The 24909-nt window shown below is 62.6% G+C and carries 22 protein-coding genes; 16 read left to right on the forward strand and 6 right to left on the reverse strand.

The window, feature by feature from the left end; genetic code table 11:
• Positions 1 to 69 precede the first annotated feature (69 nt).
• Positions 70 to 1197 (forward strand): FAD-binding oxidoreductase, encoded by a 1128-nt coding sequence (locus tag IB265_RS13690; RefSeq protein ID WP_057249141.1) that lies wholly within the window; start codon positions 70 to 72, stop codon positions 1195 to 1197.
• A 69-nt stretch (positions 1198 to 1266) separates the two neighbouring features.
• Here the strand turns inward: IB265_RS13690 and IB265_RS13695 are convergent, their stop codons facing one another.
• Positions 1267 to 1998, reverse strand: a complete 732-nt coding sequence (locus tag IB265_RS13695) for a GntR family transcriptional regulator (protein ID WP_057249142.1) — start codon at positions 1996 to 1998, stop codon at positions 1267 to 1269.
• Between the two features lie 239 nt (positions 1999 to 2237).
• Between IB265_RS13695 and IB265_RS13700 the strand changes: the two genes are divergently transcribed.
• Both IB265_RS13700 and IB265_RS13705 read left to right on the forward strand, forming a co-directional pair.
• The gene (locus IB265_RS13700; RefSeq protein WP_057249143.1) at positions 2238 to 3251 is read left to right on the forward strand and encodes an SIS domain-containing protein; all 1014 of its coding nucleotides are present in this window, start codon (positions 2238 to 2240) and stop codon (positions 3249 to 3251) included.
• A gap of 84 nt (positions 3252 to 3335) precedes the next feature.
• Positions 3336 to 4148 carry a PfkB family carbohydrate kinase gene (locus IB265_RS13705; protein WP_057249144.1) on the forward strand — a complete coding sequence of 271 codons (813 nt, stop codon included), beginning with the start codon at positions 3336 to 3338 and terminating at the stop codon, positions 4146 to 4148.
• Between the two features lie 101 nt (positions 4149 to 4249).
• On the opposite strand, the gene IB265_RS13710 is transcribed toward IB265_RS13705, so the two are convergent.
• The 3 genes from IB265_RS13710 to IB265_RS13720 form a co-directional block, all read right to left on the reverse strand.
• Entirely contained in the window at positions 4250 to 5221 is a 972-nt protein-coding gene (locus IB265_RS13710; RefSeq protein ID WP_057249268.1) for an amino acid ABC transporter permease, read from the reverse strand.
• 17 nt (positions 5222 to 5238) lie between these two features.
• The gene (locus IB265_RS13715) at positions 5239 to 6519 is read right to left on the reverse strand and encodes an FAD-binding oxidoreductase (protein ID WP_057249145.1); all 1281 of its coding nucleotides are present in this window, start codon (positions 6517 to 6519) and stop codon (positions 5239 to 5241) included.
• A gap of 72 nt (positions 6520 to 6591) precedes the next feature.
• Positions 6592 to 7419, reverse strand: a complete 828-nt coding sequence (locus IB265_RS13720; protein ID WP_057249146.1) for a transporter substrate-binding domain-containing protein — start codon at positions 7417 to 7419, stop codon at positions 6592 to 6594.
• A gap of 423 nt (positions 7420 to 7842) precedes the next feature.
• On the opposite strand from IB265_RS13720, the gene IB265_RS13725 reads away from it, so the two are divergent.
• The 13 genes from IB265_RS13725 (at position 7843) to IB265_RS13785 (ending at position 22048) form a co-directional block, all read left to right on the forward strand.
• Entirely contained in the window at positions 7843 to 8220 is a 378-nt protein-coding gene (locus IB265_RS13725) for a YciI family protein (protein ID WP_057249147.1), read from the forward strand.
• 262 nt (positions 8221 to 8482) lie between these two features.
• Positions 8483 to 9325, forward strand: a complete 843-nt coding sequence (gene phnC / locus IB265_RS13730) for a phosphonate ABC transporter ATP-binding protein (protein WP_057249148.1) — start codon at positions 8483 to 8485, stop codon at positions 9323 to 9325.
• An 86-nt stretch (positions 9326 to 9411) separates the two neighbouring features.
• Positions 9412 to 10317, forward strand: a complete 906-nt coding sequence (gene phnD, locus IB265_RS13735; RefSeq protein WP_057249149.1) for a phosphonate ABC transporter substrate-binding protein — start codon at positions 9412 to 9414, stop codon at positions 10315 to 10317.
• Between the two features lie 184 nt (positions 10318 to 10501).
• A complete protein-coding gene (gene phnE, locus IB265_RS13740) occupies positions 10502 to 11464 on the forward strand; it encodes a phosphonate ABC transporter, permease protein PhnE (protein ID WP_057249150.1) in 963 nt (320 codons plus the stop codon).
• Positions 11465 to 11473: 9 nt separating this feature from the next.
• Positions 11474 to 12991 (forward strand): phosphonate ABC transporter, permease protein PhnE, encoded by a 1518-nt coding sequence (gene phnE / locus IB265_RS13745; protein ID WP_057249151.1) that lies wholly within the window; start codon positions 11474 to 11476, stop codon positions 12989 to 12991.
• A 127-nt stretch (positions 12992 to 13118) separates the two neighbouring features.
• The gene (locus IB265_RS13750) at positions 13119 to 13826 is read left to right on the forward strand and encodes a DUF1045 domain-containing protein (protein ID WP_057249269.1); all 708 of its coding nucleotides are present in this window, start codon (positions 13119 to 13121) and stop codon (positions 13824 to 13826) included.
• 1 nt (position 13827) lies between these two features.
• Positions 13828 to 14967, forward strand: coding sequence for an alpha-D-ribose 1-methylphosphonate 5-triphosphate diphosphatase (locus IB265_RS13755; RefSeq protein ID WP_057249152.1), 1140 nt, complete (start codon positions 13828 to 13830; stop codon positions 14965 to 14967).
• Entirely contained in the window at positions 14964 to 15548 is a 585-nt protein-coding gene (gene phnN, locus IB265_RS13760; protein WP_057249153.1) for a phosphonate metabolism protein/1,5-bisphosphokinase (PRPP-forming) PhnN, read from the forward strand. Before IB265_RS13755 ends, phnN begins: the two co-directional genes overlap by 4 nt.
• A 319-nt stretch (positions 15549 to 15867) precedes the next feature.
• Positions 15868 to 17112 carry an imidazolonepropionase gene (gene hutI, locus IB265_RS13765; RefSeq protein WP_057249154.1) on the forward strand — a complete coding sequence of 415 codons (1245 nt, stop codon included), beginning with the start codon at positions 15868 to 15870 and terminating at the stop codon, positions 17110 to 17112.
• Positions 17109 to 18644, forward strand: coding sequence for a histidine ammonia-lyase (hutH, locus tag IB265_RS13770; RefSeq protein ID WP_057249155.1), 1536 nt, complete (start codon positions 17109 to 17111; stop codon positions 18642 to 18644). The genes hutI and hutH overlap by 4 nt, the downstream gene beginning before the upstream one ends.
• A gap of 1 nt (position 18645) precedes the next feature.
• The gene (gene hutG, locus IB265_RS13775; protein WP_192494827.1) at positions 18646 to 19464 is read left to right on the forward strand and encodes an N-formylglutamate deformylase; all 819 of its coding nucleotides are present in this window, start codon (positions 18646 to 18648) and stop codon (positions 19462 to 19464) included.
• A gap of 2 nt (positions 19465 to 19466) precedes the next feature.
• Positions 19467 to 21140, forward strand: coding sequence for a urocanate hydratase (gene hutU, locus IB265_RS13780; RefSeq protein WP_057249270.1), 1674 nt, complete (start codon positions 19467 to 19469; stop codon positions 21138 to 21140).
• Positions 21141 to 21409: 269 nt separating this feature from the next.
• Positions 21410 to 22048: a hypothetical protein gene (locus tag IB265_RS13785; protein WP_057249157.1), complete on the forward strand. Its 639-nt coding sequence runs from the start codon at positions 21410 to 21412 to the stop codon at positions 22046 to 22048.
• On the opposite strand, the gene IB265_RS13790 is transcribed toward IB265_RS13785, so the two are convergent.
• The gene (locus IB265_RS13790; protein WP_057249158.1) at positions 22045 to 23271 is read right to left on the reverse strand and encodes an MFS transporter; all 1227 of its coding nucleotides are present in this window, start codon (positions 23269 to 23271) and stop codon (positions 22045 to 22047) included. The genes IB265_RS13785 and IB265_RS13790 overlap by 4 nt on opposite strands.
• A gap of 184 nt (positions 23272 to 23455) precedes the next feature.
• Positions 23456 to 24898: a M81 family metallopeptidase gene (locus IB265_RS13795; protein WP_192494828.1), complete on the reverse strand. Its 1443-nt coding sequence runs from the start codon at positions 24896 to 24898 to the stop codon at positions 23456 to 23458.
• Positions 24899 to 24909: the final 11 nt, after the last annotated feature.

Raw genomic sequence — 24909 nt, forward strand, 5'->3', positions numbered from 1 at the left:
TCCGGTTATAAATTTGAACGCGGATGGCAGCTTGCCTATGGTCCCGCCAACAACCAATGGAGGCAGGACATGCGGGACTACGATGTGGCGATCATTGGCGGCGGGATCGCCGGCCTGTCACTCGCCTATTTCCTGGCACCACATCGCTCCGTGGTGGTGATCGAGCGGGAGGAAGGGCTCGGCTATCACAGCACCGGCCGCTCGGCCGCAGAATTCGTGCTGCGCTACAACACGCCGGAAGTCTGTGCGCTCGCGGCCATCTCCAAGTCCTTCTTCGACAAACCGCCTGAGGGGTTTTCCGAAGTGGCGCTGCTCAAGCAGCGCGGCGGCGTCATGATCGCCAACGCCGAGAAGGCTGATCGCTTCGAAGAGGTCTTCGCCGAGGAAAGTCGCGCCAATGCCGAGATCCAAAGGCTGACCGTCGACGAAGTTATCGCACGGGTGCCTATTCTCCGGCGGGACTACGTTGCCGCGGCCTATTACGATCCGCATTTCTGGGACATCGAAGTCGAGAACCTCGTTCAGGGTTACGTCAGGGGCGCCCGCCGGCATGGCGCCACGATCGTCGAACGCTCGGACGTACTGGCGCCACGTCGGGATGGCGATCGCTGGGTGCTCACGACCAGTGCCGGCGATGTCGGCGCAAAGACGATCGTCAATGCCGCCGGCGGTTGGGCCGATCCGGTTGCGGACCTGTTCGGCGTCGCCCCCGTCGGTATCGTGCCGCATCGCCGCACGGCGATCACCGTCGATCTCCCCGAAGGCATCGATGCGCTCACCTTGCCGGAGATCAACGAGATCGATGAAGACTTCTACATGAAGCCCGAGGGTGGGCGGCTGCTCGCCTCGCCCGCCGACGCCACCCCTTGCGAGCCGGCCGACGTCCAGCCCGAGGAAATCGACGTCGCCTGGGCGGCGCACTACATCGAAGAGGCAACGACCGTACCGGTTCGCCGCATCTTCAAGAGCTGGGCCGGCATGCGCAGCTTCTCGCCCGACAAGTTGCCGGTCATCGGCTTTGCCCGCGACCGACCGGATTTCTTCTGGCTCGCCGGCCAGGGCGGCTACGGCATTCTGACCTCACCGGCGCTCGGCGCACTCGCCGCGAACCTCGTCATCGGTACCACAACACCGGACGGCTTCGAGGCGGTCGGTCTCGATCCCTCGAAGTTCAGCCCGACACGCCTGGAGAAGTGACACGGCCGCTCGCCGCCGCCCGACACCGTTCACGGACCATTTGCCGACAAGTCTAGACCGTCGGCCGGATCACTTGCGCGCCAGGCTGAAGGAAAAATGGCTGCCGCGGTGATAGTCGAGCGCGTAGACCACCGGCAAGCCGGCCGCATTGAAACAGGTCTCGCGGATCAGCAGTGCCGGCCCGAAATCGCGCAGGTCGTTGCGCTCCACCACATCATCGGGAAGCATGACGGCGGAGACGATCGCGGCCGACATCCTGGGCCTGCTCCTGTGCTGGTCCAGCAGATCGAGCAGTGAACCGGTCCAATCGACATCATAAAGGCGCAACGGGATGATGCTGCGCGGGATGAAGTCGACGCAATAGAGGATCGGCTCGTCCTTGTGCAGCCGCAGCCGTTCGAGACGGATCACCCGCTCGCCCGGCTGCAGCCGCAACTGCTCAGCTGTGGTGGCGTCGGGTGCTTCCTCCGCCACCGAAAGAACCTTGTTGGCCGTGGCGTAGCCATAGTGCCGGGCCATGTCCGTGACGCTTTCGAAGACCGTGATCGGGCGATCGACCTGCACGGCGGACATCGCCGAGACGAACCGTCCCCGGCCGTGCTCGACATAGATGATGCTGTCCTGCTCGAGCAGCTTCAGCGCTTCGCGCAGCGCCGGACGCGAGATCTTGAAGCGCTGCGTCAACTGCGCCTCGGTTGGCAGTTTGTCGCCGGGATTGAGCCCTTCGTCGCGAATCAGATCCGCGATGCGGTCGCGGAGCTGAATGACCAGTGTGCGCGTATCACGAAGGGGTTCGTCCAATTCCTCTCACTCCGTTGAACAATCACAAGGATGTTCTTGTCTGACAAATTCTGGAAGGTCAAGTGCGCCTCCGGCCAACCGGATTTTCGCTGCTACTCGGCGTGCATCGCGAGGTGCAGCGGTGCTGGCGAGATATCTCTCTTGACACCGCTTCGCATTGTTGTCAGTTGTCTTACAACATTAAGGAGAACGGCGGACGCCATGACCGCCGACCGAGGCAATCACCGGGAAAGCGTGCCATGCTGAACTTCGACGAACAGAGATTTCTTCGCATCCAGTCGGGCGCTGGCGCACTGCGCCAGCAACTGGACACCACCATCGCGGCTTGTCTCGCCGCCGGCGCGGAGAACATCTTTTTCACGGGAACGGGAGGCGCCGCCATCCTGATGCAGCCGGCAGCCCAGCTTCTTCAGCGCCAGTCCCGCTTTACCACCTTTATCGACATGCCGGCAGAGCTCGTCCTTTCCGGATCGGCAAACCTGAATTCCAGGTCTATCGTGGTCATTCCCTCCCTCTCCGGCACCACGAAGGAAAGCGTGGCGCTGCTCGAGAAGGCAAAAGCGGTTGGCGCGACGGTATTGACGCTGGTCGGGCATCGGGACACGCCACTCGGCCATGGCGGAGACCACGTCTTCGTCAATTTCGCCGAAGACGACACCTCCTGCGAGTCCTTCTTTCTGCAATCGCTGTTCATTGCGCTTTCGATCATGCGCCACCGCGGGGAACTCGAAAATTACGAGCGGATTGTGGGTGAACTCGAAACCCTGCCGCAGGCGCTGCTGGAGGTGAAGCGAAGCTTCGAACCCCGAGCAGAGGATTTCGCGAAGGTTCTTGCCGGCTCCAACTACCACATCATCACCGGCGCCGGTAACGTGTGGCCGGAAGCCTTCTACTACGGCATGTGCATTCTCGAGGAGATGCAGTGGATCCGCACCCGTCCGGTGCATGCCTCAGACTTTTTCCACGGAACGCTCGAACTGGTGGAACAGGATGTCAGCGTCATCCTGTTCAAGGGCGAAGATGCGATGCGTCCGCTCGCCGAACGCGTTCAGAACTTCGTGCCCGGTTACACGAGCAAGCTCACCGTGCTCGACACGACGGAGTTCTCCCTCCCCGGCCTCTCTCCCGACGTGCGCGGTCTCGTCTCGCCGATCGTGCTTGCAACAGTGCTCGAGCGCATCAGTGCCCACCTCGAGGTCATGCGCAATCACCCGCTGACAACGCGGCGCTACTACAAGCGCGTTGCCTACTGAGCATTCGAGACGTAATCGTTCGCCCGACGGTCGCGGATGCGAAAACGCGTTCGCGACCTTTCCATGCGGCCGCCAGGAGACGCTATGACCACTTTCCGCCTTGCTGCCGTCGGCGACAATTGCATCGACCGTTTCCAGGCGCCGGTCGGGGAAACCTATGTCGGTGGTAACGCGATCAATGTCGCCGTGCAGTCGGCGCTTCTCGGACACCAATCTTTCTACTTCGGCGCCGTCGGTCGTGACCGCGACGGCGCACAGGTGCGGCAGCTTCTCGAGCAGAACGGCGTGCGGCTTGACGGCCTCAAGGAGCGTGACGTCAACACCGCCTATACCGACATCGGCATCACGCCGGATGGCGACCGTGTCTTCCTCTATGAGGATTTCGGCGCCTGTGCCGGTTACCGACCCGACGCGGACGACCTCGCTCTCCTGAAGACCATGGATCACGTGCATATCGGCTGGCTCGACGACGGCGGCGCGCTGCGCCGGGCACTTGCAGCCGCGGGTGTCAGCGTCTCGCAGGATGTCTCCGTCAACGCCGCCCCCGCCGACCTCGGCGTGGAGGGCCTCAACATCGCCTTCGGGTCCGGCGGCGACGGTGTTCAGGACGCAGAACGCTTGGCTGATGGCTTCCTCTCTCGCGGTGCTAAGCTGGCCGTCGTCACGCGAGGCGCCCTCGGCTCGCTCGCAAGCGACGGAACCGAACTGGTATCGACCGGCAGCCGTCCTGTGGATATCGTCGATACCACCGGCGCGGGCGACAGCTTTATCGCCGGGTTCATTCTGGCTCACCTTCAAGGCCGCCCGTTGATCAAGCGGCTGGAGGCCGGGCGCGACCTCGCTGCGCGCACCTGCACCCATGTCGGCGGGTTTCCGCAACAGCCGCACACTCTGTAACAAGACGAGCCCGCCTCACCCGACCCAGTTCAACAACGGGCCCGGTAAATGGCGGGCGTCTTCAGGCTTTCCACCCCAAGAAATTCGCGTGCGCACCGTACTCAGCGGACATCGAAGCGCCCGAAGCGGGCCTCGACACGAGACTGCAGGAACTCAAGACCGATCGACAGAATCCAGTAGATCATCGAGGCGGTGATCAGCATCTCGATGTGCCGGAACTCGGTCTGGCCTTGAGTGCGGGCGAGATACATGATCTCCCAGACGCCGACGACGGAGACGAGCGAAGAGTCCTTCAGCATGGCGATGAACTGGTTGCCAGTCGGCGGGACGATGACGCGCATCGCCTGCGGCATGATCACCAGCGCCATTGTCTGGCTCGGGCTAAGGCCGAGTGCGGTCGCCCCTTCCGTCTGGCCGCGCGGGATGCTCTCGATGCCGGCCCGGAAGATCTCTGTCATATAGGCGCCATAGCAGAGCGACAGCGCCAGGATGCCCGCCGGCACCGCGCCGATGACGTAGCCGACCTGCGGCAGGCCGAGGTAGATGATGTAGATCTGCATCAACAACGGCAGACCGCGGAAGAGCGAGGTGTAGAAGGTCGCGAGACCGTAGATCACGCCGTTCTTCGACAGCTTCGCAATTGCCCCGACCAGCGCGATGAGGGTGGCGATCGCGATCGAGATCACCGAGATATAGAGCGTCGTGACGACGCCCTGGGAGACCAGGTAGCCGATCTTCTTGGCGATGAAGGCGAAGGACAGATCGAACGAGTAGAAAAACAGCATCAGCAGGACGAAGAGCTCGACCCAGACGCCGATCACCTGTCCGCTACGCGGCAATTGCCGCAAAGCCTTCCAGTTCGCTACCGCGATCAGCGCGACCAGCAAGGCACTGACCAACCGTCCGAGCGCTGGATTGGCTTCCAGCCACCCTGCCGAAGTCGGCAGCAGATGCCCGATCCAGGCAGGGCTGATGCCGAGCCCGTAGATCGCCAGCGTGACGAGCGCCAGCATGAGAAACATGCCGGACCGTCGCGCGACATCCGGATAAGTCAGTATCAGACGACCAATCATCTCAAAATCTCCGGCGTTCAGGCCGCGCGCTCGCGCCACCAGTCCTGTGCCTGCAGTTTCCAGTAGGTGAGTTGAGCAACCGCCAGCCCGGCATAGCCGCCGGCCCAGACCAGACCGAACGGCCGGAAGAGCTTGTAGCGGTCGGACTGTTCGAGAATGCCTTCGGCCACCAGCTTGCCGCCGATCGCCGTGGTGTTGAGCCCGTGGCCGCCAAAGGCGGTGCAATGCCAGACTCCCGGCCGCATCTCGCCGATCTGGGGCATCAGGTGGCGTGCATAGGACATCAGCCCGGACCAGGCGAGCTCGGTCTTCAGTTCCTTGAGTTGCGGATAGGTGCCCGTCATCTCGCGCCGCAATTCGGCCGCAAGGGCCGCCGGCGAAGCTGCCCGCGTGGTGATCCGCCCGCCCCAAAGCAGTCGTTTGCCTCCATCCACCAGCCGGTAATAGTCTCCGGCGCGGCGGTTGTCGCCGATCGCGTCGCGGGTGGCGATGGCCGAACGGATCAGATCCGGCGCCTCTTCGCTCAGCATCACATAGGTGGCGATCGGCAGGAACGCCCGCTGCAGCCGGCCGTTGAGCGCGCCGGTGTAGCCACCGGTCGTGAAGACGACCTGGCGTGCCTTGACGCGGCCGCGGGCGGTCGACACCGTCTTCTCGGCCCCATCGAGCGTGCTCGCCGTTGCCGCCGAGCCCTCGTAGATCTGCCCACCCAGCCGCTCGATCTCTTCTGCCACCGCACGAAGGTAGTTGAGCGGGTGCATGTGGAAGGCCTTGGGGTCGCGCAGACCCTGGAAATAGCGCTTCGACTTCAGCACCGCGCGAATGTGCTCGGTGTCGAAGTATTCCAATTCGTACCCGTAGTTTTGGCGCATCGCGTCGGCATGTGCCTTCAAACTGCCGTCGTCGTCGTAGCGCAGCACGCTGGTGATGCCGGGCTGCGCTTGCGCGCTCTCGATCTTCAGCGCCGCGATCGTATCCCGAACGAAATCCACGCCTTCGATCGACAGGCGGTGGATCTGCCGTGCACCTTCGGCACCGGCCAGTCGAGCAATATTCTCGCCACCGGTCGCAAAACCGGGGCTGACGAAGCCGCCATTTCGACCGGAAGCCCCGAAGCCGACACTCTCGGCCTCGAGCACCACAACCGACTGCCCGGCGCGTGCAAGCTGAAGCGCCGTTGTCAGACCAGCAAGCCCACCGCCGACAACGACCGTGTCACATTCGATGGTTTCCGAAAGCACTGGTCTGACCTTCCGGTCGACCATCGTGTTTTTGTAGTAGGTATCGGGATAGGACATGTTCTCTCGCCCTGCAGACAGCGAATAAGGGTTGCGGGCGGCATGAACTGCCGCCGCACAGACTTGTCCAACTCAGTCGGCGCTGTAGTCCTTGCCGTACCACTTGGTGGTAAAGCTCGCGAGCGTGCCGTCTTTCTTCATCTCGTCGATGAGATCGCCGATCTTCTTCGTCCACTCGGGGTCGGTCTTTTCCGCGATCACGACGAGCGGCTCCTTGAACGCGTACTCCCCCTCAAGGACCTTGAGCGGATAACCGTTCTTGATGGCGTTCAGCGCGGTCTGTTCCGGCGCGATGACCGCATCAAGGCGCACACCATTGCCGAGGCGCAGGTCGTCGAAGGGAAGCATGGAGTCGGCAAAGGTGCGGATTTCGCCCGGCTCCAGCTTGTATTCGATCGGCGGAAGCCCCGGCGCGTCGATTTCCAACTGCCGGCGAATGAAATCTTCCGATGTCGTGGCCGTTTCAACGCCGACGACCTTGCCGTTCAGGTCGGTGACAGACTTCGCCTCACTGTCCTTGTGCAACACATAGACATAGGGGCTGTAGTAATAGATGCCGGCAAAGTCGATGACCTGGGCGCGTGCCTTGGTGGGGGTGACGGAGCCGACGCCGACGTCATAACGTCCCTGCCAGCGGCCGCCGGTCAAGGTCGCCCAGTCCGGCGTCTCGAAGCTGACCTCGACGCCAAGGCGCTTGCCGATCTCGCGGGAGACATCGATGTCGAAGCCGACCAGCTGGTTACTGTCGTCGAGATAGCTCTGCGGTGGCCACCCGCTATTGGTGGCGACCACCATGGCCTTCTTGCTCATGACACGGTCGAGCGTCTCGCCTGCCTGCGCGGCGGTGGCAAGCGCCAGCGCGGCAGCGCCGACGGCGAGCTGTAGAACCAGTTTCCTCACGCATTCCTCCTGTTTGAACGTCAGCAATGGGTTCCCGTTTATGTAAGATGTCTGACAACATAAGTTAGAAAAGATCGATAAAGACGAGTCAAGGGCGGAAGCGCATCCGCTCCATGAAACGAAGTGATGGGACCATGTGTCTTCGTGATGAATGAGCCAATTAAGCACGCTCCTGCACCGAAGCGCCTTCATACCGGCAAGAGGCACCGGGGCATCCCCGGCTCCGACTTCGGACAAGTACAGGACAACGCGGCAGTCCGGCGCGCGAACTCAAAGGCGCAGTTCCCGGACTGACGCCCGGGCCTATCGTGGGTCGCAGCATCCTGAGGCTGATTTAGAGTGTAGCGTTGAACCCATGAACCTCGCCACACCGATTGAAGCCATCGGCGAAACCTGACAGGAATACGTCCGGGAGGACGGTTCATGTATTATGCGATCTTGGCTTATCACACGGCAGGCGTCGTCGAATCCTGGAGCGAGGAGGAGGATGCGGCCCTGATGTCCGATCTACTCCAGGTGCATGATCGCTTCGTTCAGCAGAAATCATTCGGACCGGCCGCGCGGCTCGGCCCCGCTGAGGCAGGGGTGACGCTGAGGGGCAAGGGCGAAGGCATCGTCACGGACGGCCCCTTCGCTGAAACCAAAGAGCATCTCCTTGGCCTCTACGTCGTGGACTTTCCGACGCTCGACGCAGCAATCGCAGCGGCACGCGACCTGCGGCGCAGCAATCCCACCGCGATCTACGAGATCCGACCGATCGCGCTCTATGTTCCGGGGGCGACCTTGGAGCCTGGACCGTAGAGCCAGGAATCGCACGGCGGTACTGTGCAAGGACGCGATCAGGCGACCGCCCTCGATCCAGCCGAATCTCAAGCTGCAATCGTGCGGGAGGTGGCCAATCGGGCACCCACCGGCGCGATGTCCTTCACTTTTGATTAACCCAGCCCGCGCGGGTGTGAACTGTAACAGAACTTACAACAAACTGACATTTCGCTTTCATGAAGCGCCGATATGGCAGGTGTCATACCGATGACCGGTCTCCCCGAAAGAGGACCTGCTAGAAATGTTTCAGTTGAAGAGTGTAACCCGCCAGTTCGGCAAGAAGACAGCCGTAAGTTCGGTTACCTTCGACATCCCCCAGGGTCAGATGGTCGGCGTGATCGGCCGCTCGGGTGCAGGCAAGTCGACGCTGCTGCGCATGATCAATCGCCTCGTCGACCTGTCTTCGGGCTCGATCGTCTATGACGGCGCGGAAGTGTCGTCACTTCGCGGCGCTGCACTGCGCAACTGGCAGCGCGACTGTGCCATGATCTTTCAGCAGTTCAACCTGGTGCCGCGCCTCGACGTACTCACCAACGTTTTGCTCGGTCGCCTCAATCACCGCTCGACGGTGCTCAGCATCCTCAACATGTTCACCCGCGAAGAACGCATCATGGCGATCGGCGCGCTCGAGCGCCTCGGCATCGAACAGACCGCACTTCAGCCCGCAGGCACGCTCTCCGGCGGCCAGCAGCAGCGCGTCGCGATCGCCCGCGCGCTGATGCAACAGCCGAAGGTTCTGCTCGCCGACGAGCCGATCGCCTCGCTCGACCCGCTGAACGCCAAAATCGTCATGGACGCACTGCGCGACATCAACGAACGCGACGGCATCACGGTCATCACCAATCTCCACACCCTCGATACCGCGCGCAACTATTGCGAACGCATCATCGGCATGGCGCATGGCCGCGTCGTCTTCGACGGCCAGCCCAAGGATCTGACGGCGGCAGCGGTTGCCGAGATCTACGGCGCCGACACGGGCATCGAGGAGTCGATGACCTCCACCAGCATCAACATTCCGGCGGCCGAACCGCAGGAAGAAACGGCATCGGCCGGCCTCAAGCCGCTGGCACTGGCCGGCATCTGACGCCCGCCAGGATCGAAAGCCCGCGTCAAGGGCACCTCTTTGAAACCGAATAGGATCCGGTCAAGCCGGACACACGGGAGAACCTTATGCTGAAGAAAGCTCTTCTGGGCGCCGTCGCGCTCCTCGCCCTCGTCGGCCACGCCCAGGCTGAAGACCTCAAGGAATTCCGCATCGGCATTCTCGGCGGCGAAAACGAAGCCGACCGCCTGCGCAACTTCCAGTGCCTCGTCGACAAGCTGCCGGCTGCCATCGGCGTCGAGAAGGTCTCGCTGTTCCCGGCCGCCGACTATGACGGCGTTATCCAGGGCCTGCTCGGTGGCACGCTCGACTACGCCGAGCTCGGCGCTTCCGGCTATGCCAAGATCTACCTCGCCAAGGCTGATGCCGTCGAGCCGATCCTGACGACCGTTCAGACCGACGGTTCGACCGGCTACCACTCGATCATGGTTGCCCGCAAGGATTCCGGCATCACCAAGCTCGAAGACCTGAAGGGCAAGAAGCTCGGCTTCGCCGATCCGGACTCGACCTCGGGCTACCTCGTCCCGCTCGTCACCCTGCCGGAAGCGATCGGCGCGCCGGTCAAGGAATTCTTCGGTGAAACCGGCTTCGGCGGCGGTCACGAAAACCTCGTTCTCGAAGTCGTCAAGGGCACCTTCGATGCCGGCACGACCTTCGGCTCGGGCGTCGGCGAATTCAAGGACGGCTACACCTCGGGCAACCTGAAGAAGATGGTCGACAAGGGCATCCTCGACATGAACGATCTCGTCGAGCTCTGGAAGTCGCCGCTGATCCCGAACGGCCCGATCGTCGTGCGCACCTCGATGAACGACGACATGAAGGTGAAGTTCAAGCAGTTCATGGTCGACCTGCCGAAGACCGACGCTGCCTGCTTCTCCGCCATCCAGGGCGGTGACTTCACCGGCTACACCGAAGTCAACTCCGATTTCTACAAGCCGATCATCGACGCCCGCAAGGCAACGATCGGCGGCTGATAGACCGCATCTTCCAGGAACGCTGGCCGCCCAAACGGCCAGCGTTTCACTGTTTGAAGGGGTGCTGCTCGACACCAGCCCTTCAACCATACCCTACCGCTTTGTTTTCACGCATTTCCTGACGGAAAGCCGCTTCGTGCTTTTCCTTGAAATGCCATAGAGGCCGGCGCGAGCCGGAACGGTCATGGCAACTTCCCTGCTCCCGCGGAATCTGAGCGACAACGGCGCCGTCATCGAGCGCCATTGGCAGGAACTGAGTTCCCGCCGCCGGCTTTACTCCTGGCTCGGCTTCGGAATCCTCTTCCTGGCGCTCTCGGGCTCGCTCTGGTTCGCCAACGATTCCAACGCCGGCAAGTTCTTTGATCGCCTGCCGCATTTCTTCGACTTCGTCGGCGATCTCGCACCACGTGATGGGCTGGAGATCTTCCGTGCCATGTTCGACCTGCCCTCGCCCTATGACGACGGCAGCTTCAAATACAACTACCCGGACGGCCGGCTGTACCTGACCGATGGCTTCTATATCCCCGAATACGTGCACAAGATGCTGGAGACCGTGAACATCGCGATCTTCTCGACGATCATCGGCACGGCACTCGGTTTCGTGCTCTGCTTCTTCGCAGCGCGCAACCTGATGCCCAATCCCTGGATCCGCGGTACCGTTCGCCGGATCATGGAGATCCTGCGCGCCTTTCCGGAAGTGGTGATTGCCGGCTTCTTCCTCGCCATCCTCTCGCTCGGCCCCATTCCCGCGATCGCCGCGGTCTCGATCCACACGGTCGGTGCGCTCGGCAAGCTCTTCTACGAAGTGGTCGAAAACGCGGACATGAAGCCGGATGAGGGCCTGCGTGCCGCGGGCGGCAACTGGATCGAGCGCGTCTGGTTCGGCATGGTGCCGCAGGTGCTGCCCAACTTCACCAGCTACTTCCTGCTGCGCCTCGAAATCAACGTGCGCGCCTCGACCATCATCGGCGCCGTTGGTGGCGGCGGCATCGGCGAGCTGCTGCGCCTTTCGATCGGCCAGGGCCACCAGGCGAAAACGCTTGCGATCGTCATCCTGCTGTTCGCGACCATTTTCGCCGTCGACCAGTTTTCCGCCTGGCTTCGCCGTCGCCTCGTCGGCGAACAGGCCTTCCAGCTTGCCCAGTAGGTGCGCGCTATGACCACGACCACACGACTGAGCCCGATGGAGATGGACGCGATCGCGGCCCGCCATCCCGAGCTCCTGAAATCCTCGACCTCCAAGCGTGTACGCACGGCAACGATCGCCGGCGGCATTGTCGCCTATCTCATCTTCAGCTGGTGGTTCTTCTCGATCGGTCAGGTGCTTGGCAACGCCAACTGGGGTATCGCCGGCACTTATCTCGCCGACTGGGTCTCCTACGAGGTGCGGCCCGAGATCCACATCGCCTCCGACCGGACAATGAGCCTCAACTATCAGCGCAATTCGCCGCTCGGACCCAATCCCGATCCGGATTGGGTGGAACTCGACAAGGAGACGGTGACGCGCCGCGTGGAAATTCCGGCATTGACAACGCAGGCGGCAAGGCCGAGGGCAAGCTCGTCCTTCAGCTTCATGGCGCCCGGTTCAGCACTCGGCGGCACGACCACGGCCGAAGCTCAGAACCGCGTCGAAACCCGCACGGAGGAAGTGCTTACCCGGGTCGTCGTCACCTATGACCGCTCGACCAGGATCGAGATCGCCGACAGCCTGGTCAAGGCGACCCATGGCGGCGAGACCCTGGTGATGGCCGTCGATGGCGCCGACAGGGTGATGCCGCAGGGCACGCTGCCCACCTGGGCGACGCAGAAGCGTCCAGGCGAGAAGATGGTGCTTGCGTTCGGCGCCACCGGCTGGGCCGAAGTCGAAGGTGACGAGGTCTCCGTCCGCAACCGCTTCTTCGGCTGGGCGAACTTCCTCTTCGACACCAACTCGCCCTTCTTCGGCAAGAGCTACGGCGAGGTCGCCTCGCTCATCATATCCGGCAAGCGCATCGATCCGGCCCGCTCGAACCTTTCGCTTGCCTGGAACAACATCCTCTACAACGCCGAGTGGCAGCATCTGGATGTCTGGACGAAGCTGCTGCAGACCGTCGTCATGGCCTTCGTCGGCACACTCTTTGCATCGCTGATCGCCTTCCCGCTCTGCTTCCTCGCGGCGCGCAACATTACGCCGAGCTTCATGACCAACCAATTGGTCAAGCGCTTCTTCGACTTCCTGCGATCGGTGGACATGTTTATCTGGGCGCTGTTTTTTACCCGCGCCTTCGGCCCCGGACCGCTTGCCGGTATCTCGGCGATCTTCTTCACCGACACCGGCACGCTCGGGAAGCTCTATTCCGAGGCGCTGGAAAACATCGACGACAAGCAGCGCGAAGGCGTCAAGTCGGTGGGTGCTGCGCCGCTTGCCGTACAGCGCTTCGGCGTGCTGCCGCAGGTGTTGCCGGTCTTTGCGAGCCAGGCGCTTTATTTCTGGGAATCGAACACCCGTTCGGCGACGATCATCGGCGCCGTCGGCGCGGGCGGTATCGGTCTCAAGCTCTGGGAAGCAATGCGCACCAATTCCGATTGGGAAAATGTCGCCTACATGGTGCTTCTGATCTTGCTGGTTGTCTTTATTTTCGACAGCATCTCGAACGCGTGCCGTTCACGCCTGATGGGTCGCAGGGCACATTGACGACAGCCAAGCATTTGCGCGTCCGCCATCATGATGTTGTCATGGAAATCGGCTAGCTGCGCATCGCATCCCGCAAACAATCGACCCGCCTCCCCGGCGGGCCGGTCGCTAGAAGAAAGTGAAGACCGTGCGTTATGCAATCTACTTCGCGCCGCCGGCGGACGACCGGCTGTCGCAGACCGCGTCCCGTTGGCTTGGCCGTGACGCCTTTACCGGCCAGGATCTTGCTCTTCCGACGATCGCCGGGATCGACGAAGCGACGCAACGCACACTGACAGCAGACCCGCGACGCTACGGTTTTCACGGAACGCTGAAGGCACCCTTCGAGCTTGCCGAGGGCCGCGACGAAGACGAACTTCTCAGCATCTTCGAATGCTTCGCCGCTGACCTCGATCCCTTCGAAATCCCTGAAATCGTCCTGCACCAGCTCGGTCCTTTTTTTGCCCTGGTGCCGTCCGCTCCCTCTGCCGAACTGCAGGATCTGGCCGAAGATGCCGTTCACCGCTTCGACCCGTTCCGCGCGCGCCTGTCGGAGGCGGACTTCGCCCGGCGCAAGCCGGACAGCTTGCCAGAACGCCAGAGGCGCTACCTGAGGGAATGGGGCTATCCCTATGTATTCGAAGAATTTCAGTTCCATCTGACTTTGACTGGACCGGTCCCTGCCGAGACCGGCGGCGTCATGCGCTCGGCGCTCGAAACCACCTTTGCCGATCATATCGGCAAACCGCTTCACGTCACGTCAGTCGCGCTCTTCGTCGAACCGGAGCGCGGCGCCCCCTTTATTGTCCGCTCCCTGCTGCCGCTCGGCAGCGACTCCCAACGAAAGATCGCATGAGATGAGCAAAGAACAGGTTTTGACCAACGCCCGCATCGTCCTTGAGGACAGTATCCTCGACGGTTCGGTGCTGATCCGCGACGGCAAGATTGCCGATATCTCCGCGGGGACGGTCGCCAGCGGCGAGGACTTCGAAGGCGATTATCTGATCCCGGGCCTCATCGAGCTGCACACCGACCATCTCGAAGCCCACTATTCGCCGCGCCCCGGCGTGCGCTGGCTGAAGATCGCAGCGATCCAGGCGCATGACGCGCAGGTCGTCACCTCCGGCATCACAACGGTCTTCGACTGCCTGCGTCTCGGTTCCGACGAAGACGGCGGCTTCCAGAAGGGCGAGATGCGCAGCATGGCTGATGCCCTGGCGCAGGCCAAGGAAGAAGGTCGGCTGCGCGCCGACCACCTGATCCACCTGCGCTGCGAAGTCTCGACCTCCGACGTGCTCGATCACTACGAGGACTTCCGGCACGACCCGCAGGTCAGGCTCGTTTCCCTGATGGACCATGCGCCAGGCCAGCGTCAGTTCCAGACGATGGACCAGTACACGCTCTACTACAAATCCAAGCGCGGACTTTCCGACGCGGAATTCGCCCGCTTCGTCGAGCGTCAGCAGGCGCTTTCGGCGAAATATGCCGGCCCGCACCGCACTGCGCTGGCTGAGGCCTGCGCGGCCCGCGGCATCACGATTGCCAGCCATGACGACGCGACGGTCGACCACGTCGAAGAATCGGTCGGCTTCGGCATCAAGCTTGCCGAATTCCCGACAAGCTTCGAAGCCGCCGAAGCGTCGCACCGCGCGGGCCTGAGCGTGCTCATGGGCGCGCCGAACATCGTTCGCGGCAAGTCGCACTCCGGCAACATCGCCGCCCGCGACCTGGCGGAACGTGGCGTGCTCGACGTGCTGTCGTCGGACTATGTGCCCTTCAGCCTGATCCACGCGCCTTTCGTTCTTTCCGACGAAGTCGAAGCCATTGACCTGCCGAAGGCGATCGCGATGGTGACCTCGACGCCAGCGCGCACCGTCGGCCTTGACGACCGCGGCCGCGTCGCAGTCGGTCTGCGCGCCGATATCGCCCGCGTCCACCGCAGGCAAGGCATTCCGGTCGTGCGCTCCGTCTGGCGCGAAGGACGGCGTGTCGCATGAGCGCGAACGAACAGGGCGGCGCGCTCGTCGTCGTCGTTGGCCCAAGCGGCGCCGGCAAGGACAGCGTCATGGGATTTGCCGCCCGGCACTTTGCCGACTGTCACGACGTGTATTTCGTCCGGCGTGTCATCACCCGTCCGTCGGATGCCGGCGGCGAGGTGCATGAAAGCGTCTCCGAAGACGAGTTCGTCGACATGCAAAAGGACGGCGCCTTCGCCGTCTTCTGGGACGCGCATGGCCTCAAATACGGCATCCCATCCGTGGTGCTCGATAATGTCCGGAACGGCATGACGGCGATCGTCAACGGCAGCCGCGGTGCCTTGCAGGCGTTCCGGGAAGCGTTCGGCGACATCGCCGTCGTCGTCATCACCGCCGAGGCACCGGTTCTGGCAAAGCGGCTTGCAGAACGCGGCCGCGAGAGCGAGGAAGAAGTCCTGCGACGACTGAGCCGCCAGGCCCCCGATGTCACGTCGGGGCCCGGCGTGAGCGTCATCGACAATAGCGGCAGGCTCGACATCGCCGGCACCCGCTTCGTCGACCTAGTGGAACGATTGCGCATCAAGGCGGACCACGCCGCCTGACGGGGGCGAGCGGTACCGTCGGCTTCGCCTCTCGAATCGACATGGCAGGGCTTTAGGCCGGATATCTTTTCTGACGATCGATTGACACGAGCCCCGAAATTCCGGTTTCGGGGCTTTTTTGCGTTCGCGCGCTTCGGAAGCACGTCGCACAGAAGTTGCTCACAGAATCAATTTGTTGACGCCGCTTGCTCATGTTTTTGAACAGCGCCGCGTCTCTTTTCTTCGCCTTTAGGCCCTGTCCTTTTCCTCCCGCCACACGATTTTCCTCTTGTGGAGCGAATTAATATGTATATACATTATATCCAGTGGAGGCGACCTCATGAACGATATCTCGACCCGCAAGCAGGCATCCGGCGTTTGGCGCAACACGCGCCTTGTGACGTTGAGCGAAGGCGCCGAAGGACTTGGGCTTGTCGAGAATGCGGCCGTTGCTGTCGTCGATGGGCGGATCGCTTTTGCGGGTCCCGATCGCGATCTGCCGGCCAACCTCGCAGGCCGCCTCGAAACGGTTGACTGCGAAGGCCGCGTGATGACGCCGGCTCTGATCGATTGCCATACGCATCTCGTGCACGGCGGCAACCGCGCCCGCGAGTTCCAGATGCGGCTCGAAGGCGCCACCTATGAAGAGATCGCACGGGCCGGCGGTGGCATCGTTTCCTCGGTGAAGGCGACCAATGCGCTGAGCGTCAACCAACTCGTGGAAAGCGCTCTGCCACGGCTCGACACGCTTCTTTCCGAAGGTGTTTCGACGGTCGAAATCAAGTCCGGTTACGGGCTCAATGTGACGGCTGAGCTCAACATGCTGCGCGCCGCGCGCAAGCTCGAAACGCTGCGGCCGGCCCGCGTCGTCACCAGCTACCTCGCCGCGCATGCGACGCCGGCAGACTACAAGGGCCGCAACGGCGACTACATCACCGACGTCGTGCTGCCCGGCCTCGATGCGGCGCACGCCGAAGGGCTGGTCGATGCGGTCGACGGTTTCTGCGAGGGCATTGCCTTCTCGACCGCAGAGATCGCCCGTGTCTTCGACCGCGCCAAGGCACTAGGCCTGCCGGTCAAGCTGCACGCAGAACAGCTTTCCAATCTCGGCGGTGCGAAGCTCGCGGCATCCTATGGTGCGCTCTCGGCCGACCATCTCGAATATCTCGACGCCGAAGGCGCCGCAGCCCTTGCCAAATCAGGCACGGTTGCCGTCCTGCTCCCCGGTGCGTTCTATGCACTCCGCGAAGAGCGCCTACCGCCGGTTCAGGCGCTGCGCGACGCCGGCGCACGGATCGCGATCGCCACCGATTGCAACCCCGGCACTTCGCCGCTGACGTCGCTGCTTCTCACCATGAACATGTCGGCGACGTTCTTCCGGCTGACGGTAGCCGAATGCCTGGCCGGCACAACGCGCGAAGCCGCGCGCGCCCTCGGCCTGCTCGCGGACACCGGAACCATCGAGGTCGGCAAGTCGGCCGATCTCGCGCTCTGGAACATCGAGGATCCCGCCGAGCTCGTCTACCGCATCGGCTTCAACCCACTTCATGAACGCATCTTCAGAGGGCAAAGGATCGGTCAATGACCATCATTCTACATCCGGGCTCCGTGCCCCTTCGCGACCTCGAAACCATCTACTGGACCGGAGAGCCGGCTCGTCTTGACCCGTCCTTTGACGCTGGCATCAAGAAGGCGGCCGGCCGCATCGCCGAAATCGTCGCCGGCAATGCCCCGGTCTACGGCATCAACACCGGCTTCGGCAAACTCGCCTCGATCAAGATCGACAGCGCCGACGTCGCGACGCTGCAGCGCAATCTGATCCTGTCGCATTGCTGCGGCGTCGGCGAGCCGCTTGCCGAAAACGTCGTGCGTCTGATCCTGTCGCTGAAGCTCGTTTCGCTCGGTCGCGGCGCCTCCGGCGTCCGTCTCGAACTCGTGCGTCTGATCGAAGCCATGCTCGAAAAGGGCGTAGTCCCGGTCATTCCCGAGAAGGGCTCGGTTGGTGCTTCCGGCGACCTCGCACCGCTCGCCCATATGGCAGCCGTGATGATGGGCCATGGCGAAGCGTTCTTCGAAGGGCGCCGCATGTCCGGCGCCGAGGCGCTTTCCGCCGCTGGCCTGACGCCCGTCGTGCTGGCCGCCAAGGAAGGCTTGGCGCTGATCAACGGCACCCAGACCTCGACGGCGCTGGCGCTTGCCGGTCTCTTCCGCGCCCACCGCGCCGCGCAGGCAGCACTGATCACCGGCGCTATGTCGACCGACGCCGCCATGGGTTCGTCCGCCCCCTTCCACCCCGACATCCACAAGCTGCGTGGTCATCGCGGCCAGATCGATACGGCCGCCACATTGCGCACTTTGCTTGCCGGCTCCGCGATCCGCGAAAGCCACATCGAAGGCGACGAGCGGGTGCAGGATCCATATTGCATCCGCTGCCAACCGCAGGTCGATGGCGCCTGCCTCGATCTCCTGCGCTCGGTCGCGCGCGTGCTCGAGACCGAAGCCAACGCCGTCACCGATAACCCGCTGGTCCTTTCGGACAATTCCGTCGTCTCTGGCGGCAACTTCCACGCCGAGCCGGTTGCTTTCGCCGCCGACCAGATCGCGCTTGCCGTCTGCGAGATCGGCGCCATCTCGCAGCGCCGCATCGCGCTGCTCGTCGATCCGGCACTCTCCTACGGCCTGCCGGCCTTCCTTGCGAAAAAGCCGGGCCTCAACTCCGGCTTGATGATCGCCGAAGTCACCTCCGCTGCGCTGATGTCGGAGAACAAGCAGCTCTCGCACCCGGCCTCGGTCGACTCGACACCGACTTCGGCCAACCAGGAAGACCACGTCTCGATGGCCTGCCACGGCGCCCGCCGCCTGCTGCAGATGACCGAAAACCTGTTCTCGATCGTCGGCATCGAAGCCCTGACCGCAGTCCAGGGCGTCGAGTTCCGCGCGCCGCTCAAGACGAGCCCCGAGTTGCAGAAGGCAGCCGCGGCACTTCGCGCCGTCTCTCTGACGATCGAGGAAGATCGCTACATGGCCAACGACCTCAAGGCTGCCGGCGATCTCGTCGCCTCCGGCCGCCTGAACGCCGCGATCTCCGCCGGCATCCTGCCTGGCCTGGAGAGCTGAGATGGCGGTCTTCGAAGTCAAAAGGGGGAACTCCCCGGTCATTCTCGGATTTCCGCATACCGGCACTGACGTGCCGGCTGCGATCTGGGATCGGCTCAACGACAACGGCCGGATATTGGCCGATACCGATTGGCATATCCACCAGCTCTATGACGGCCTGCTGCCGGAGGTGACCGTCGTTCGCGCCACCTTCCACCGCTACGTGATCGACGCCAACCGCGATCCCGCGGGCGTCAGCCTCTACCCCGGCCAGAACACGACCGGCCTGATCCCGGAAACGGATTTCGACGGTAAGCCGATCTGGAAGGATGGAGAGGCACCAACCGAAGCCGATATCGCCGAACGCCTCCGGACGTTCCACGCGCCCTATCACGCGGCGCTTGCCGCCGAGATCGAGCGCGTCAAGGCGATCCATGGCGTCGTCGTGCTCTATGACTGCCATTCGATCCGTTCGCACATCCCGTTCCTCTTCGAAGGAAAGCTGCCGGATCTGAACATCGGCACCGACATGGGCAAGACCTGCGCGCCGGAAGTCGAGAAAGAAACGGCAGAAATCGCTGCTGCAGCAAAAGGTTACAGCAGCATTCTCAATGGTCGCTTCAAGGGTGGATGGACGACCCGCCACTATGGGCGCCCCGAGACTGGCGTGCACGCGATCCAGATGGAACTCGCGCAATCGACCCATCTGGCAGCGGAAGAACCACCCTTCGCGCTCGACGCCGCCCGTTCAGCACTGCTGCGGGAACCGCTGAAAGCCATTTTGAACCGCATCGAAACCATCGCATTAGACCTCAAGACACAGACAGGGAGCGAGGCATGACCATGAACAATCCGCGCCACAACATTCGCGACGTGCGCGCCCCCCAGGGCACGACGCTCAACGCCAAAAGCTGGCTGACCGAAGCGCCGCTGCGCATGCTGATGAACAACCTCGATCCGAACGTGGCGGAAAACCCGCACGAACTGGTCGTCTATGGCGGCATCGGCCGCGCGGCGCGCACCTGGGCCGATTTCGACAAGATCGTCGAGACGCTCAAGGACCTCAACGACGACGAAACGCTGATGGTCCAGTCCGGCAAGCCGGTCGGCGTCTTCCGCACCCATAAGGATGCGCCGCGCGTTCTCATCGCCAACTCCAACCTCGTGCCGCATTGGGCGACCTGGGATCATTTCAACGAGCTGGATAAGAAGGGTCTCGCCATGTACGGCCAGATGACCGCTGGCTCGTGGATCTACATCGGCACTCAAGGAATTGTTCAGGGCACCTACGAGACCTTCGTGGAAGCCGGCCGCCAGCACTATGGCGGCAACCTCAAGGGCAAATGGGTGCTGACCGGCGGCCTCGGCGGCATGGGCGGCGCCCAGCCGCTCGCAGCGGTCATGGCGGGCGCATCGTGCCTTGCCGTGGAATGCAACCCGGATTCGATCGATTTCCGCCTGCGCACCCGCTACCTCGACGAGAAGGCCGAGACGCTGGACGAGGCGATGGAGATCATCGCCCGCTGGACGAAAAACGGCGAAGCGAAGTCCGTCGGCCTGCTCGGCAACACCGCTGAAATCCTGCCGGAAATGGTTCGCCGCGGCATCCGCCCCGACATGGTCACCGACCAGACCTCGGCACACGACCCGGTCAACGGCTACCTGCCGAAGGGCTGGACCATGGCCGAGTGGAAGGCCAAGCGCGAGAGCGACCCGAAGGCTGTCGAAAAGGCAGCACGTGCCTCGATGCGCGAACATGTCGAAGCGATGATCGCCTTCCAGGACATGGGCATCCCCACCTTCGACTATGGCAACAACATCCGCCAGGTCGCCAAGGAAGAGGGCCTCGAAAACGCCTTTGCCTTCCCGGGCTTCGTACCGGCCTATATCCGCCCGCTATTTTGCCGCGGCATCGGCCCGTTCCGCTGGGCGGCTCTCTCCGGCGATCCGGAAGACATCTACAAGACCGACGCCAAGGTCAAGGAACTGCTGCCCGACAACAAGCACCTGCACAACTGGCTGGACATGGCGCGCGAGCGCATCTCGTTCCAGGGCCTGCCGGCACGCATTTGCTGGGTCGGCCTCGGTGACCGCCATCGCCTCGGCCTCGCCTTCAACGAGATGGTCAGGAACGGTGAGCTGAAGGCGCCTGTCGTCATCGGCCGCGATCACCTCGACTCGGGCTCGGTCGCCTCGCCGAACCGCGAAACCGAAGCGATGAAGGATGGCTCAGACGCCGTTTCCGACTGGCCGCTGCTCAACGCGCTACTCAACACCGCCTCGGGTGCGACCTGGGTGTCGCTGCACCACGGCGGCGGCGTCGGCATGGGCTTCTCGCAGCACTCGGGCGTCGTCATTTGCGCCGATGGCACGGATGATGCAGCCAAGCGACTGGAGCGCGTGCTCTGGAACGACCCGGCGACCGGCGTCATGCGCCACGCCGATGCGGGCTACGACATCGCTCTTGATTGCGCCAAGGACAAGGGCCTGCGCCTGCCGGGTATCCTCGGCAACTGATACGCTTTCGACTGACATACTCAACGGAAATGCTGATAGGGGCGCCGAAAGGCGCCCCTATCACTTTTTGATGAGACAAGTACCGGGACTGCGTCTTCCTTGCTTCGGCGCCTTGCAACTGTTGATCGCAATGCTAGAAAAATAATGATGCCATCGCATTTCTGACGATGCGTTGCAGAAGATCTCTTTTCGCTCAAGCGAGCGCTGATTGTTTATGAGAAGGCTTCATGTGTAAGGGCAGAAACAAGAGAAGAACCATTAGACATCCTATGTTTGCCGTGGGGCTTCTTACGAGCGCCTTTATTGCTTCGTCTTCGGTCGCCCAGAACGTGAGTTTCTTCGGCCCTGTTCGCAACGGAGAGCGGCATTTTACCGCCTTCCCGGAGTATATCGGCGTCGGAATGAGCCAAGGGGAGACCAAGAAGAGGGACGTGGTCTTCTCAACAATTCAAATGCTCGCCATCACTGCCGGAATTGAGGTGCGAGCCCAACCGGGCCTCGGAAGAAACACCATCGGCGTGATATTTAGAAAAGATGTCGTCCAGAATGGCCGGGTCGACGTTCGCAAAATTGAAGATTTCGGCTTCGACCCCTACTACAGCAAATTGCTCAACGACACGGCAGGAAGCGGCCCAGGAAACTGCGCCTCTGCCGTGAACTATTCTGCGGAAGGGCGGTTTGACCGAGCCGTCGTCGTTGCAAACAACGATGTCCCCGATCAGGAATTGGCGACCTGCGTGGCTCAGGCCCAGGCGCATGCGCTGGGGATAGCCACCTTTAACTCCAGCAAGGCCGACTTCTCGCGCTTCTTCGCGAGAATTATGATCCTTGTCGATCAAAAGAAGAGATGTCTCCAGGACAACCAAACCACATTGACCTGCAAATTTGTCGATGAGCCCTGGGACTAACCCGGTTCGCGGCTGACCGTCCTCTTTCCTTTTCTATCGCCATCGAGCACCAGCAGCAGCAACAACCCGGCAGATCCTGCAACACCACCGAGCAGCGCCGTTCCGGAATAGTTGCTGATCCGGGTGCCGAGCGCAAAAAGCCCGGCGCAAAGCCCGCCGCTCAGGAAAAGGTTCACGGCGATCAGTGAGCTTCCCAGGCCCGGCCGGTCGGCAATCAGGTCCTGAAGGTAGCTGATCGGGATGGTGATCAGCGCCGCTGCACCGAAGGCGCCGATGAGGGTGAGCGCGTAGATCTGCCAGGTGGCCGTCGAAAAGCCGAGCAACGCCATGTAGCCGATGTAGATGGCCGTCCCCAGTGCCAGCGCCTTGAACGGAACCAGGCTCAACTGGATGCGTGCCCAGACGAAGATGAAGACGACTTCGAGGAAGGCGACGATGCCGACGATGATGCCGATATCGGTAACGCTGCCGCCGATCTCGTCGGTCATAATCAGGGGCAGAACAGCAGCGTTGACGTGGAGCGTCGAGGTGATGGTTGCGACGGCAATCACCCGCAGGAAGATGCGCGGTGCCAGGATCTCCCGAAACGACGTCCAATAGGAAAGCCGCTTGCCGAGCGCAGCGTCGGCCCCGCCTTCGTTGGGCAATCTGAAATAGACGATCAGCAGGTTGGCGAGGCAACCAAGGCAGGCGAGCAGATAGGCCGGCAGCATGCTTTCGCCGCCCGCCAGAGCGAAGCCGACCAGCCCGGGCACCAGAACCCAGGACACCGATATCGCCGCGCGCGCGCCGGTCGTCAGCGACGCGGCGTCATGCCCACTCATCCGCCGGGCGATGCTGCGCACATTCGCAAAGAGCAGCGTGTAGAGCGCGCCATAAATCGGCAGCAGCAAAAGGACGCTGACGACGAAACTCGTCTGGTACGGCAGCACATAGACGATGCCGTAGCCCACAACGCCGAACAGGATCGCCGTCGACATCAGTACGCGATAATTACCGACGCGGTCCGCCAGGATGCCGATCGAGACGCTGACGATGACATTCACGGTCGAAGCAAGAAGGATCAGCAGCGAATAGATGGCGTCGCTGAGACCCAGTTCGTTGATGCCGACAACGGACTGATAGGGCGAGGTTGCAGCACCCGCAAAGCCGAACAGGAAGATTGCCAGCATGCTGATCCGCATGGCCGGGTTGCGCATGGCGCTAAGTATGGTGGAAGTCATGCTAGAACGTGTCCGCGAAGCGGGTGAAGGGCACCTGATGGCTCCTTAAATCGGGACCGAGTTAAGGACAAACATGCAGTAACTTAGAGCGTTACAGCGACCTGACGCGTCTTGAACGACGTGCGGCGCCGCAGAGGAGGGCCTACCCGAAAATTCGGGTAGGAAAAATACAGATAGTAAAGCCTCAGCCACCGCTCGACCAACGGGACGAGAAGCGGGCGACAGGCTCGAAGACAAAGTCCTGGTCGAACGGATAAGCAGGCCGCTGACGGCGCAAGCTCGCAAGGCCGGCGATGCCCTGATTGACGACGCCTTCGGTCAAAGCCATCAGATTGGGATTGGCGATCGGCGCGAGTTCGGGCGACAGATAACCCGACTTGACGACGAGCAGCCGCACGGCCTGGGGATCGAGACCGAGCCGACGGAAATCCTCGATATCGTGATAGGGCCTGCGGCGCGCGGCAATGACGATATCGATGGCGCCGACGCGCACCACCGCCTGCCGCTCCCTCTCCGCCCCAGGATCATCGAGCCTGACGACCTCCACCAACATTTCGGCGCAGGGGCTTGCCGGGTCGAGGCTACCGCCGATCTTGAGCATCAGCGTTTCGCCTGCACCGGCAGCAAAGCAGGCTTCCACCGCCGGGCGATCGGTGATGCCGGCGATCAGGGCGCCGCGCCAGCCGCGTGCCAGCAGTGCCTTCAGCACATCGGCTCGGTCACCGACACCGCCACCGGTCGGATTGTCGCCGGAGTCCGCGAGGATGATCGGCGTCGTCGTCGCCCGTTCGGCGATATCCAGCATCTCGTTGAGCGGTCCGGTCACCGGGCCAAAGCGGAAGTTGCTACGCTCAGCCCAGTAGCCCGCGGCAATCTCTTCTGCCGCCTCCTTGGCTGCGGCCTTATCGGTGGCGGTCACGACCGCGCAGGCAGTCGCCCGAGGCTCGTCGGCCCAGACGTAGCCGACCATCAGGTTGGCGTCGAGGATGCCCGGCCGCTTATCAATCTCCGGCAGATGAGCGTAGAGCGATTTCGCCGGCTCGTCTTCGGTCGAGGTGCATTCGCCGGGCAGAAGCACCGGAACCGGCGTCCAGGCAATACCCGGACGCGTTCCGTCTCTGAGCGCCGAGACTAGCATCGACCAGGCGCGGGTCATGGTTTCCGGCGTGTCGATATGCGGCGCAGTGCGATAGGCTGCAAAGATGTCGAGCTGATCGATGATCCTCTGGCTGACATTGCCGTGCAGGTCGTAGCTTGCGGCAATCGGGCAATCGGGACCGACAACGGCGCGGGCCGCCGAAATCCAATCTCCCTCGGCATCATCCATGCCATCGACCTTGATGGCGCCATGCATGGCGAGATAGAGCCCGTCGATCGGCAGGGCCGCACGGAGTCCCTCGAGAAACTCTGCCTTGAATGCGTCGTAGATCCCTCGCGATACGGGACCACCGGGGACGGCGCGCGCATGCAGCAGCGGCAGGTGCTCGACGCCCTCGGCTTTCATGAAGCTGAAGTATTCGGCCCCCAGCAACGCCTGCCCGCGCAGCACGCGAAAGTCTTCCTCCGTCATCAGGACTGGCGAATAGGTGCTGCATTCAGTGTGGATGCCACCGACGGCGATGCGCATGGGCTTTCCTC

The organism is Ensifer sp. ENS10 (assembly GCF_014852025.1).
Classification (GTDB): Bacteria; Pseudomonadota; Alphaproteobacteria; order Rhizobiales; family Rhizobiaceae; genus Ensifer.